Origin of the sequence: Vibrio alginolyticus NBRC 15630 = ATCC 17749 (genome assembly GCF_000354175.2) — a bacterium.
In the GTDB taxonomy this organism is placed as follows: Bacteria; Pseudomonadota; Gammaproteobacteria; order Enterobacterales; family Vibrionaceae; genus Vibrio; species Vibrio alginolyticus.
Window position 1 is genome coordinate 1,585,454 of record NC_022359.1, and the last position, 12,829, is coordinate 1,598,282.

Sequence of the window (12,829 nt, forward strand, 5' to 3'; positions counted from 1 at the left end):
AATTTTTAGGATTGTTATTGTCTAGCTCTAATAGGGTTACAGCCTTTAGGTACAGTGACATAGGAAACGGCTCCTACCACACTGTCGATAGCGATAGCCAACATCGCTGTAGGAATAGCGCCTGCCAGCATCATGATGGGTTCATCCAGATCAATACCGGTAAAAATGAGCTCCCCTAACCCACCGCCACCAATTAAGAAGGCCAGTGGCACGGTGCCCACGTTGACAGCTAACGCCGTGCGGATACCGGCAAAAGTGACGAACAGCGCATTAGGAATTTCAACCTGAAATAACATTTGTAACTCGGTCATACCAATGCCTGACGCCGCTTCTTTTAAATGAGCGGGCACTTCTTTCAGCCCGATGTAGGTGTTTCTGACAATCGGCAACAACGAGGCAATCGTCAGCCCAAATACCGCAGGCACGGTGCCAATGCCAAGAAAGCTCATTGCCAGCGCAAGAATAGCTAAAGTAGGAATCGTGGTCCCCACATTCAAAACCTGCATCGCCGATTCTGCGACTTTCTGAAAACGAGGACGGCTGAGCAATACGCCGACGGGAATAGCGATTAGGATCGCCAATCCACCAGACAGCAGCACCAGTTCAATGTGCTGAACCGTCAAATAAACAATGTCTTCTTGGTAGTAGAGGAAATCATCGATCGTACCCGCGCCTTGTAAATAAATACCCAACGCAAAGACACACGCCAATAAAACGAAATAGTAGGTTTGTTTTAGCTGATTGGTCACGATGCCTCCTTAGCCTGATGCAATGGCTGTGGCTCACTAAGAGAGGTATCGCGCTGATAAGTTGCGCCTAGATAATGAGTAATGCCGCGCTGTGTGACTTCGCCCACTAAGCGGCCATTCTCGTCAACACACGGCATCCAAACAATGTCGTGCGTGAACATCTTCGACGCGACTTTACGCAGATCATCCGTGGTTCGGGCGATTGTTTTCAGGCCGACATAATGTTCGCCGCAGTACCCCTTCATATTGATTGCTGTAGCTTTTGGCACATAACCGATAGGCTGGTGTTGGCCATTTACTAATATCACGGCGTCGCGATACCCATACGCGTCAATTTTGGTTAAAGCGTCGGCAAGCGTCTCGTTAGGTTTCACGTGCGCAAAGGTGGTCTGCATGACGGACTCAGCCGTCACTAAGCGTAGACGTTTAAGTGCGCGATCATCTCCGACAAAGTTTTTCACGAAATCATCTTTCGGGTGTGCGAGCAAATCGTCAGGCGTATCGTACTGAACCAGATGACCATCGCGGAAAATCGCAATTCTATCGGCCATTTTGACCGCTTCATCAATGTCATGACTGACAAACATGATGGTCTTGTTGAGCTCTTGCTGCATTTTAAGGAACTCATCCTGGATTACTTCACGGTTGATCGGGTCAATCGCACCAAAAGGTTCATCCATCAGCATGACGGGAGGATCCGCAGCTAGCGCTCGAGCAACTCCAATTCGTTGCTGCTGTCCGCCAGACAACTCATTTGGATAACGATTAAGAAAGACACTAGGATCAAGAGCAACCATCTCCAATAGCTCTTTTGCACGCGTCATGTATCTTGCCTTATCCCACCCTAATAACTTGGGAACCACCGCGATGTTTTCGCCGATCGTCATGTTGGGAAATAAGCCAATTTGCTGAATAACATAGCCGATGTTGCGGCGCAGAGTGACTGTATCCATCCCAGAAGTATCTTCACCGCCAAGATAGATCTTGCCCGATGTCGCGGGAATAATTCGGTTGACCATTTTCAGCGTGGTGGTTTTGCCACAACCGGACGGGCCAAGTAACACACATATTTCACCACTGTGAACTTCCATCTCAATGTGATCTGCGGCAGTCACCGGGCCATTAGGCGTTTCAAAAATTTTGGTTAGCTTGTCAATTTTGATCATTTGAATGTCCCTATTATTTGTCCTTTATCGAGCAGCGGTTAGGCCCGGTGGCGTTAATCTTTTTTGTAGTCGAATCAATCCGTAATCCGCGATGATAGCCAGAAGGCTGACGGCGATGGCACCAACGATCAGTTGTCGAGGATCACTTTGCGAGATGCCACGGCTGATAAACACGCCCAGCCCACCGGCTCCGATATACGCGGCGATCGCCATAACGCCAATATTCATTACTACTGCCGTTCTCACACCCGCCATAATCACCGGAATCGCCAATGGAATTTCCACCATTTTCAAACGTTGAAAAGGCGTCATCCCGATACCGCGAGCAGCCTCTCTGAGCGATGGTTCTACGTTGTGAATTGCGGTATAAGTGTTGCGAATAATAGGCAGCTGAGAATAAAGCAGTACGGTAATCACGGCGGGCACGTAGCCAATCCCATGACCAATGGTCGATAAGAGAGGAATCATCAAACCAAACAATGCGATTGAAGGAATGGTGATAATGATGGACGCTACGTAAAGCACCACTTTCGCAGCGCGCTCATTTTGTGTGATAAGAATGCCGATAGGTACGCCAGTTAAGATGGCAAGCCCAACAGCCAGAGCAACCAAAGAGATGTGCTCCATGGTAAGCGTACCTAGCAGCGCTAAGTTATCTATGGTGAAATTTAGTAAGTCCAAGTAGGTCTCCCCCAACTGTGATTCGCAACCAAGTTAACAGGAGATTAAATTACGCTACTTTTTATTAACAGTGTTGTAAAATAGCGACACGTAAAGATAGAAATACGAAATATTAAGAAAGGAATGAACTGGCTTTCTCATCACCAAAACACGCTTGATTGGCGATGAGTAGCACTAGTAAACAATTTGATTATATAGGAACTTAAAAGCCTGTGCTGGCATGAAGAACTGACTACAACGAGCGGTTAAATTGCTCCACGGCCTCTACAACACGGCTAGCGCCATCTTGTATTTCATTCATCACATTGCCTGCTTTTTCAGAGAGCTCTAGCGTATCTAGTGCTTCTTTTTGGCATTTAGCGATCAGCTTAACTGCGTTATCTGTTCGCTGTAGGTTTTCACTGACCATTGTGACAATTTCATCGGTGGTTGCATTGGTTCTTGTAGCAAGCTGTCTGACTTCATCAGCAACAACGGCAAAACCTCTACCATGCTCACCCGCACGAGCCGCTTCTATCGCCGCATTTAACGCCAATAAGTTAGTTTGGTCAGCGATACCACTGATGCTATTTACCAACTCGCTAATACGCGATGAGTGCGCTTTAAGCTCGTCAATCGCGGTGTTCGCTTGCTGCATTTGCTCGGAAAGTATCTGCATCTTTTCTAACGTTGAGCCTATAACCTCTTGCCCTTGCAGGGTTTGTGTTCCAGTTTCTTGGGAGATTTCGTTCGCCAATTGCGCAGCCTGGGCCATTTTCTGTTCCTGCATCACCTGCTGGGTAATATCTGTCGCGAACTTAACGACCTTGTAGAGCTCTCCTCTGTCGTTATGGATAGGGTTATATGAAGCCTCTAACCACACCTCTTCACCATAACGGTTAACTCGTTTGAATCGCTCTGATGAAAATTGCCCTTTTGCTAAACGTTGCCAAAACTCACGGTAAGCTTGAGAGCTCGACTCTTCCTGATCACAAAACATGCGATGATGCTTCCCTAGAATCTGATCAAGCGTATAACCCATTGTGTTTAGGAAATTATCGTTGGCTTTTAAAACATGGCCATCTAATGTGAACTCAATCACCGCCATAGAACGACTTAATGCATTTAGCATGTCCTCTTGCTCACGGGATGATTTGATCGTTCGCGTAAGTTCAGAAGCAAAAACAAAAAAGCTTTCTACTTCTCTGCGCTCATTTAAAACAGGCTGGATAATCGTTCTTAACCAGGCTTCCTCACCATTACCTTTCCGTACTTGCAATGCCCCATTCCAGAACACTTTATCTTGGACGGCTTTCTTCATTCGATGAAAGTGGTCTGTATTGCGCGAATTTGACGGTACCAATTCAGTAATTGATTTCGTTAAGATCTCATCATCATGTAAGAAAAGTTCTTGCTGTAGTTTGGTATTTGCAGAAGTAATGAGGCCTTTACTATCCAATGTTAAGCGGATCATCTCTTCATCTAAACTGGTTTGGATTTGCTGCAGGATTTGCAACTCCTGCTTTAATCGTTGATTTTCTTGTTGAAGCGACTTATTAAAAAACATGACTTTCTCTCATTTGACCGACCTTCGGATTAGTCAAAGGTTTATTATTTGTATACCGAATAAACTGCAAGCGGCAAAATCGTTTGGTTGCATATTCAAACGCGATTTCTATTTCTTATCAAAGGACCCCGCTGGGAATACGGCGATTTTTTCTCCAGTGTAACCTAAGCGCAGTATACTGAAATTTCTTCAGCACCCAAGTTGTTTATATATTTATCAATATTAAAGCTCTTTATCGCCAATTTGAGGTTTGTATTTGTGGATATACTTATATGGAGAAGTGGTGTGTTCAGATCAATAAGCCTTTTCATTTAAAAAAAGGGCCTTGACTTAGTTCCAATAATTTTCGCCGTTTTACCGCTTTTCCACCCGACTTTTGAGCGATTACCCACTCCTTATTCGCTTGTATTTCTATTAATAGCGCACGGAGGAACCAGCAACAAGCGCATCGATTTGCCCAGTATCAATACGTTGTGGTATCCGCTCATTCAGTTTGCCGTGAAGGTGATGAATCACCACCTCACCAGTCGACTCGTCACGATCAGAAATGAGGCAATGAGGTAATGAGGTAATGAGGTAATGAGGTAATGAGGTAATAACGCATGACACCAGAGATTACATTATGTGTCCAACATTGTGCCCACTCCTAAGTTTCATAACTTCCTTCCCTCGGACGCTTCTATCTCTCACCACAGCAACTATGCTTTAAACGACATGTATTCAATTGTCTAGCTTCAACATATGAAGGTTAAGTGAACATAAACAAGCGAAGGAAACAGGGCCATGGAAGTCGATAAAAATGATAAGTTAACAAAAAAATTACAGATAGTGATTCATTGGTCTGTAAGAGTATTGTCGATAGTTATGTTGTTTGTAATCGTCATGGGTGTGATAGATGTTGCATGGACGATATATCAAAAACTTATCACGCCACCTAAACTCATTCTGACGATTTCAGATATGCTAGCCACTTTTGGTGCTTTTATGGCCGTTTTAATTGCTATTGAAATTTTCATCAATATAACTATTTACCTGAGAGAAAATGTTATTCATGTAAAAATCGTCATGGCCACCGCGCTGATGGCAATCTCCCGAAAGGTCATTATTATAGACTTTGAAACCTTGTCTCCAATGTACCTGATTGGAATTGCGGCTGTAGTTCTTAGTATGAGTCTTGGTTACTGGCTGATCCATAAACTGCCCAATAAGAGCCATACTGAATAAACTTCTCAGCCTCCCGAATTTTCAGATACTCTCAAGGCATGAAAAAGTCTTGTCTTAGCACGTTGGAAGCTAATAAATTCCTCCATGCTAGGCTCTATATACTGCGAGACTACAAGAGTATAGAGTAGTGCCTAGGCGGAGAAATTATCGATATTGCTTTCTAGCAGCTAATCTTTGAGTATTGGCACAGCTCAATGGGGGCAAGTGTTGCTCCAGTTCCCCCATCTGATATATACCCTCAACATCTATGCATTTTACTTTCAACTTTTCCGTGGTCCTCTTAAACAAGGTCGTCACGAGTAGCCTGAAGGATTACATCCGGCTAGAAGTAACAGCCAGAAAAGTGATTGTCAGGTGGTCGGTCATCTCGCCGTAAAATTAGCTCTTAACGTATACCTTCAGCTCAGTTTGCGAAAAAGCCTTAAAGGTCAAAGTAACTTTCAATCCCATTCAGAGTGTTGGTCGTGGCCACAGCGGCTAATATCAACCCCATGATCCGACTTACAGCACTAGCTCCTGTATTCCCAATAATCCTGTGTATGTCGCTGGCCATTAATAGCAAGATATAAACAACCAATAGTACCAGCAGCATCATAGCCACGGTCTGGACTTGCTCCCAAATATTAAACCGCACGTTCTCTGTGAGTAAAACGGCGGCTAATATTGCGCCAGGGCTAGCAATTGATGGAATGGCTAGAGGAAAAACTGCTGTATCATGATGACTATTGAGCGTTCTGATTTCTTCTGCTGGTTTACTCTCACCAAATATCATAGTCAAAGCAAACAAGAACAATACGATACCGCCCGAGATTTGAAACGCAGACAAGGGAATACGCATTGCTGTAAGTATGATTTCACCAGCAACAACAAAAAACAGTAGGATAGCAGCGGAGAATAGAGTCGCAAACAGAGCGACCTTACGCTTTGCCACTTCTTCATAGCTTTTTGTGGCTGCGATAAAAACGGGCACAGTACCTATGGGATCGATGACAGCAAAGAAAAAGATAAAAGTTGCCACAAAGTCAATCATGCTACTTCTCCAGTACCAATTTAGCTTTAAGGATAGAAGATCAGCTTGAAGTAGCAGAGAAAATGTTTGACGCTAACATAGCGAGAGCTCATTCAGAAAAACAAAAATGGTGCGTTATTTACAATACAGAACTTACTTCTATCCTATCGATAACTATTAATATCTCAAAGGTAATGACTACCATACCTAACGGTAGTCGCCATCGCTTTAGACTTCTCAGAGAACATCAAAAAAAACAAGTGAACGAGAAGAATATCGACGTCATAAGATAGTGAGGCTTTAGTGTTTATACCAGTGCTCTTTTGACTCCATTTGAGCTTTTACTTCTGCACTATATTCAGCAGTAGGTCGTGCCAATAACCTTGGAATGCCGATAGGTTCTCCGGACTCTAAACAATAGCCATACTCCCCTGCGCTCAAGCGAGCCAACGATCGTTGAATCTTAGGTAACAGCTTTTGCTCTCTATCTATGATTCTTAATGCGATTGCAGATTGCTCCTCACTGGACGCCCTATCGCTTTCGTCACTGAATTCCATTGGCGCAATCATCTCTTCTTTCGCGCGTTCAATATGCGCTAACGTCAATTCATAAAGCTCAAATAATCGGTTTTCAAAAAACGCGAGCTGAGCTTCATTCATATAATCCGCCTCGGGCGCTGCAAGAATTTCTTCTTCTGTCATGACATGCTTTTTCTCTTCGTTCATAGAACCTCCACACCGAGATAAGAGTTCGATCTCTAAATTCCGGACATCTGAACCTGTGCAACTAAACGACAAATAAAGCCGCCAATAAGGTGCAGTACTCGACACAGTAACAAACTGCTTGATGCCAGAGTTAAGATCACCGACTATATTAATTGTTACATTATAACATTACACTATAAAGAGCATGAGCATGAACACCCAGAAACTCCCTGTTACGGTTTTATCCGGCTTTCTAGGCGCAGGAAAAACAACCGTTTTAAGTCATATTCTTAACAATAGACAAGGCAGAAAAGTCGCGGTCATCGTCAACGACATGAGCGAAGTCAACATCGATGCGGCAACTGTTCAGAATGAAGTTTCTCTCAACCACAGTGAAGAAAAGTTGGTTGAAATGAGTAACGGCTGCATCTGTTGTACCCTGCGTGAAGATCTACTTGAAGAAGTCACTAAACTCGCGCAAGAAGGCAGATTCGATTACTTAGTTATCGAGTCCACTGGCATCGCCGAGCCACTTCCCGTTGCAGAGACTTTTACGTTTGCTGATGAAAACGGGCTATCACTTTCAGACGTTGCACGTTTAGACACCATGGTTACGGTGGTTGATGCGATTAACTTTCTGCGTGATTACGATGAAGCTAAGTTCTTAACAGAGACAGCCGAATCCTTAGGTGAAGACGATGAACGCAGCGTCGCCGACTTACTCGTCGATCAAGTCGAGTTCGCTGACGTGATCCTGATAAGTAAAACCGACCTCGCTGAGAAATCAGAAATCGAAAGGCTTCTTGCGATTCTTAAAACCCTAAACACATCGGCCACTATTCTTCCTATCTCGAATGGTGAAGTAGAACTTGATGCCGTACTCGACACACAAAGTTTCAGTTTTGAAAAGGCGCAACAAGCCCCAGGTTGGTTGAAAGAAATGCGAGGCGAGCACATACCTGAAACCGAAGAATACGGCATTTCCAGCTTTGCCTATCATGCGAGACGCCCTTTCCATCCAGAGAAGTTTTACGACTTCCTCCACAATGCGAAAGATTACGGCAAACTGATTCGTTCCAAAGGTTACTTTTGGCTAGCAACCAGACCAGAGTTTGTCGGTCAATGGAGCCAAGCGGGAGGCATCGCACGTTATGGTGTTGCGGGTATGTTTTGGAAAGCAATTCCGAAAGAGGAATGGCCGACGGCTCAAGATTACTTAGATGCTATAAACGACATTTGGCAAGAACCTTATGGCGATATGCGACAAGAATTGGTGTTCATTGGTCAGGGATTAGAGCAAGAGAAATTGATTGCTCGTCTAAACGAATGCTTGTTAACAGAAGATGAGATGGAGCAAGGGCTCGACTATTGGTTATCTCTGGAAGACCCTTTCCCTGAATGGGAACAGTAAACGACTGAGATTCAAAAAAGCCTCCCACCATTCGGGAGGCTTTTTCGTTACACAGAGCCAATTTTGGTATACCGAGCCAATTCAGTAAGTCCGTTCTTGGTACAAGCCGAGATTCAAACATGCACCAAGGGAATCCTCACCAGTACATTCAAACTGTCTTCTTCTGGCTCAACTTAGCTATTTTCTTTGGCCAAGGATCTTCAAATGTTGCCCCCTGTTGCCACTGCTCCAATTCCGCATCCGTTAAAAAGCAGTTTTCCAGCGCATCAATAAACACATCGACTTCGTTTTCTTGCCCAATCACCGTTAAGCGACAACGACGATCACCAAAGCGGCTTTCAACACTGTCTATCTTATCTTGCAGGATTTGACGATGTTCCTCAGTGAAGTTTTGCGATTCGTCATTGATTACCGAAGCGCGCCAAAAGCCTGTAATTTCAAGCCCCACATTGCCGCTTGCTTGGCTCCAAAGCAGTGAAACATCGTCTCGAGTTGGAAACCAAAAGAACCCCTTACTGCGGAACACACCTTTAGTTAAATACTGGTGGCAGGTATTCCACAAACGCGCAAGGTGAAAAGGTCGATCATCTTTGATCACTTTCGCGACAAGGCTTTGTTCGTCTTTATCAGAGAGATTCAACGGCTCATTCACCGTCTCACGTAGTTCGGCGATTAATTGCTCAACGAGGAAGAAGTTGTAGTCTTGCTCACCTTTCAACATGCGGATATCCAAGTTTCCCCATGACGTTTTGATTATCTCGGTGTAAACATTAAGCGGGTGAATCGCCTGCGCGATGTTGCGAACGGTATTGTCATCCACTTTGTCCGTCTTGGTGAGCATGACACGGTTTGAGAACATGATTTGCTCTACCAACAAGTTTTCAACGCCGCGAACACCCAGCTGTACGTTCTCCTGCCACTTCGGAATTAACGCAGAACCTTGTCGATAGTCATCTCGCAACCAAGTTGCATCCACCAACGTAATCACGTCTTTGAGTGCGAATTGTGCGTTGTTTTTGAAATACTCAACCAAAGGCAATGGATGACTACTGCCCGACGTTTCAATCACAATCCATTCTGGCGATTTTTCTACGCAGAGCTTTTTAAGGGCTTTATCGAGCTGCTTTACACCGCTCGGGCTGCTGATACTGTCTCCACTGATCGTGACAAAGTTGCCCTGCTCTTCACTCACCGCATCGGTATTTAAGATAAGCACGCCATCAACGTCTAACTCACTCATGTCATTCACAATAACGGAAAGATCAATACCAGAGGAATCGGCTTGTTGAAGAATGTTGCGTAAAAACGTGGTTTTCCCTGACCCGAGAAACCCATGCAAAATGGTGACTGGAATTGATGGCATACCTTTGACCTACAAACTCTGAATAAACACATGTTATAACATAACAATGTATTGAGTTATAGAAGGAATCCAATTGCTGTCTTAGACCCAAAACTTAGAATCGGTAAAGATCACAGGGGCTGATTTCTCAGAACTCGCCTTCGTTTCTCATCACGTTTCATCACCAGCAAAGGTCTGACTATTGATAAAAATAATAAGTGGTTACAAAACGACCATTGCTTTGTTTATAAAATTGGAGAAAGATGACAATACAGCGATTTATAGGAGGTGGTGTTATGACTTTAGTTCTTACCGTTCTTATTTTCCTAAGTTGTATTGCGATGCTCGCAATTGGTGTGATGTTTTCACGTAGGCCGATCAAAGGCGGAGGTTGTTGCAAAGCGTCCGATGTTGCGGATGTGGGCGCACGTAAAAGAAAAAATCGCAGTCATTATTCTTCTAGGAACACATATTGAGACTCACCTATTGCTCCAACCTCATAACACAAAATAGCATAACTGAGCCCTAACAAATTGTCGGGACTCAGTTTTTCGTTTCTACTAGATAATCAAACTCTGATACTCGCGCCAAAAATGAAGGTTTCTGGATGTTAGGAAGCGACTTCGCGATAGGTAAGTCGGCTTTCATTGCATCAACCGGACGATTACGAACTAAAACTTCAAAATGTAAATGTGGTCCGGTTGAACGACCAGTATTCCCAGAGAGGGCTATTTTTTGCCCACGCTTTATAACTTGACCTTTTTTAACCAAGATTTTATTCAAGTGTAGGTAACGAGTTTTGTACACACTGTTATGTTCAATCACTAAATAATTACCGGCATAAGGGTGCTTGCGGACCGCAATTACTTTTCCATCCCCAGTAGAATAAACTGGCGCACCGATTGGTGTCGCGAAATCCGTTCCGTTATGCGGGGTGACTCTTCCCGTCACTGGGTGTTTACGCTTAGGGTTAAACCCAGAGGTGATTCGGCGGTATGCCCTATCGACAGGATAACGGTTAAACGCTCGCTCCAAACTGTTACTAGCTCTATCATAGAACCGTCCATCCTCGGCTAGAAATGCAGCGACTTCGCCCTTCGCTAAGTTAAAAGAAATAGCCTTAATCTCACTATTGCCAGTTTTGTGTTCACCTAAATATTGCTGTTTCACTAATATATCGAAACGGTCACCGGCTCTAAGAGATCGCGCAAAATCAATCTTATCTTTCATCACCTGCGTAATATTTGCGACGTGGCCTGATGCCAATCCTACTCGATGTGCCGAGACTGAAAAACTCCCTTTGATTTCTCCCGAAAATAAGGTTTCACGCCATTCCCCTGAAATTTCCTGAAATTCGTAAGAGAAGGAGCCATCGTTTTCTCTAGTGTAGATAGCCTTCTCTACAAGGCTCATATGATAAATTAGTCGACTCAATTGCCCCATGTCATCCATCACTAATTCAAGCTCTTCTCCGGGCTCAATCATATCTAGCTGGAGGTGATCAAGATCAACTGAGAGAATTTGCTGCAAAATACCGTAAGGGAGACCCAATTGAGCGAAGATACCACTGAGCGTATCTCCCACTTTAACTATGTAGTGTATTTGTTTAGGTTTAGGCAACGGAGTCAAACTGCTATCTGAGGGAACCACTATCTTTGATGATGGAGGTGGTGACGAATCACTGCTTTGATTCAGTTGAGTGCTGTGACTATCTTGATTTGGCTCATCCTCTGTAGGTAGAAGCAAAGCGACCGAAAAACAAAACACAGCAACGATTAAAGCAATAAATTTAAACTGACTCATGAGAAACTAAGTATCAATAACAACGATTGTTATGTTATAACATATCTAGGATTGTTTTTACTCAGTTTAGTAAACGTTTATTCAGTTCACTGGATTGGCTAAGAGAAGACCAGTCATTCAACCCATTCTCTTTGAGAAGGCTCAATAATGAACACATTCAATTCAGCACTTATCGTTGCAGGAACACACGGAAACGAACTTTCTGGTATTTATTTACATAAACTAATCAAAGAAAAACGTTACTCTGTCAATAGATCAACCTTTTCAGCCTGCTCGATCATCGCGAACTCCGAAGCAGCAAAACACAACGTCCGATACATCGATACAGACTTAAATCGCGAGTTCTCAGCAATGAATAGCAATCATTGTCCTGATTTGCATGAAAGCAAGATTGCACATCAATTTATCGAGAAATATGCAAACCAAGAAAAACTGTTGATTGTTGACCTGCACAATACAACAAGCAATATGGGAGCGACGTTGATTTTGCTTTCTAACGATGTGTTTTATCGGAAACTGGGCGCGTACGTCAAACAACGAATGCCATCAGCACATGTCCTTTTCGAAGAGCGAAAAGAATGGCAAGAGCAACCTTACCTTTGTACTGCTGGGCAATATGGAATAATGATTGAGGTCGGGGCGCAAGCACATGGTGCGCTAGAGTACAGTACGTTGGAGTTGATGAAACAGATGCTTACCGCAGTATTGGACTATGTTGAAAAGCACAACCTCAACCAAATAGGCTTACTGAGCGATTATGAGGCGTTTTTTTACACCGAAGAAATCAGGGTTCCACTTGATCAAGAGGGTATGCGGCAAGCACTAGTACACCCTACTATTTGTGGCAGAGATTTTGAGGCGGTCAAACCAGGAGCACCTTTATTAGCGACTTTCGCTGGTTATGATATCCATTGGAATGGCAAAGGGGAAATTTACCCGCACTTTATCAATGAGAGCGCCTACAGTACCGCAAATATAGCAATGGCCCTCGCTAAAAAAAGACGTGTTTCTTCCGTGTAACTTAAAGCAAGTAATTAGGCCACGTGTAACGTGGATACCTCACCCCATGAATAAAACTGTGCCTGAACCGCATAGGCAGAAAATACGGGTACTAACCCCACCCTAATACGGCAGCATAAGTGCCCTAAGCGCAGCTTTAAAAGAAACCCCACTAGAATTTTAAGGAGGTAAGA

At 43.9% G+C, this 12,829-nt stretch carries 12 protein-coding genes and 1 pseudogene; 3 read left to right on the forward strand and 10 right to left on the reverse strand.

Annotated features, from left to right (window positions below):
* Positions 1–14: 14 nt before the first annotated feature.
* From N646_RS22315 to N646_RS25185, 6 genes and pseudogenes are all read right to left on the reverse strand, one after another.
* Positions 15–749 carry an ABC transporter permease gene (locus N646_RS22315; RefSeq protein ID WP_005375743.1) on the reverse strand — a complete coding sequence of 245 codons (735 nt, stop codon included), beginning with the start codon at positions 747–749 and terminating at the stop codon, positions 15–17.
* A complete protein-coding gene (locus N646_RS22320) occupies positions 746–1,915 on the reverse strand; it encodes an ABC transporter ATP-binding protein (RefSeq protein WP_005375741.1) in 1,170 nt (389 codons plus the stop codon). Before N646_RS22320 ends, N646_RS22315 begins: the two co-directional genes overlap by 4 nt.
* 24 nt (positions 1,916–1,939) lie before the next feature.
* Positions 1,940–2,542 carry an ABC transporter permease gene (locus N646_RS22325; RefSeq protein ID WP_017635730.1) on the reverse strand — a complete coding sequence of 201 codons (603 nt, stop codon included), beginning with the start codon at positions 2,540–2,542 and terminating at the stop codon, positions 1,940–1,942.
* A 286-nt stretch (positions 2,543–2,828) separates the two neighbouring features.
* Complete coding sequence (locus tag N646_RS25175) at positions 2,829–3,365, reverse strand: methyl-accepting chemotaxis protein (protein WP_372036153.1); 537 nt, start codon at positions 3,363–3,365, stop codon at positions 2,829–2,831.
* Positions 3,363–4,142, reverse strand: a pseudogene (locus N646_RS25180) (PAS domain-containing protein); the annotation flags it as partial. The pseudogene N646_RS25180 and the gene N646_RS25175, both read right to left, overlap by 3 nt.
* A 414-nt stretch (positions 4,143–4,556) precedes the next feature.
* A complete protein-coding gene (locus N646_RS25185) occupies positions 4,557–4,751 on the reverse strand; it encodes a hypothetical protein (protein ID WP_021036014.1) in 195 nt (64 codons plus the stop codon).
* Positions 4,752–4,925: 174 nt separating this feature from the next.
* On the opposite strand from N646_RS25185, the gene N646_RS22335 reads away from it, so the two are divergent.
* Entirely contained in the window at positions 4,926–5,366 is a 441-nt protein-coding gene (locus tag N646_RS22335) for a phosphate-starvation-inducible PsiE family protein (protein WP_005375731.1), read from the forward strand.
* A 421-nt stretch (positions 5,367–5,787) separates the two neighbouring features.
* On the opposite strand, the gene N646_RS22340 is transcribed toward N646_RS22335, so the two are convergent.
* Positions 5,788–6,396, reverse strand: a complete 609-nt coding sequence (locus N646_RS22340; RefSeq protein WP_017821065.1) for a MarC family protein — start codon at positions 6,394–6,396, stop codon at positions 5,788–5,790.
* Positions 6,397–6,675: 279 nt separating this feature from the next.
* Positions 6,676–7,101 carry a TraR/DksA C4-type zinc finger protein gene (locus N646_RS22350; RefSeq protein ID WP_017821066.1) on the reverse strand — a complete coding sequence of 142 codons (426 nt, stop codon included), beginning with the start codon at positions 7,099–7,101 and terminating at the stop codon, positions 6,676–6,678.
* 190 nt (positions 7,102–7,291) lie between these two features.
* Here N646_RS22350 and zigA point away from each other — a divergent pair, with 190 nt between their 5' ends.
* On the forward strand, positions 7,292–8,491 hold the full coding sequence (gene zigA / locus N646_RS22355) for a zinc metallochaperone GTPase ZigA (protein WP_017821067.1): 1,200 nt from the start codon (positions 7,292–7,294) through the stop codon (positions 8,489–8,491).
* Positions 8,492–8,639: 148 nt separating this feature from the next.
* Here zigA and N646_RS22360 read toward each other — a convergent pair whose 3' ends face one another.
* Positions 8,640–9,854, reverse strand: a complete 1,215-nt coding sequence (locus N646_RS22360) for a CobW family GTP-binding protein (protein WP_017821068.1) — start codon at positions 9,852–9,854, stop codon at positions 8,640–8,642.
* 522 nt (positions 9,855–10,376) lie between these two features.
* A complete protein-coding gene (locus N646_RS22365; protein WP_017821069.1) occupies positions 10,377–11,636 on the reverse strand; it encodes a peptidoglycan DD-metalloendopeptidase family protein in 1,260 nt (419 codons plus the stop codon).
* A gap of 147 nt (positions 11,637–11,783) precedes the next feature.
* Between N646_RS22365 and N646_RS22370 the strand changes: the two genes are divergently transcribed.
* Positions 11,784–12,656 carry an aspartoacylase gene (locus tag N646_RS22370; RefSeq protein WP_017821070.1) on the forward strand — a complete coding sequence of 291 codons (873 nt, stop codon included), beginning with the start codon at positions 11,784–11,786 and terminating at the stop codon, positions 12,654–12,656.
* Positions 12,657–12,829 lie beyond the last annotated feature (173 nt).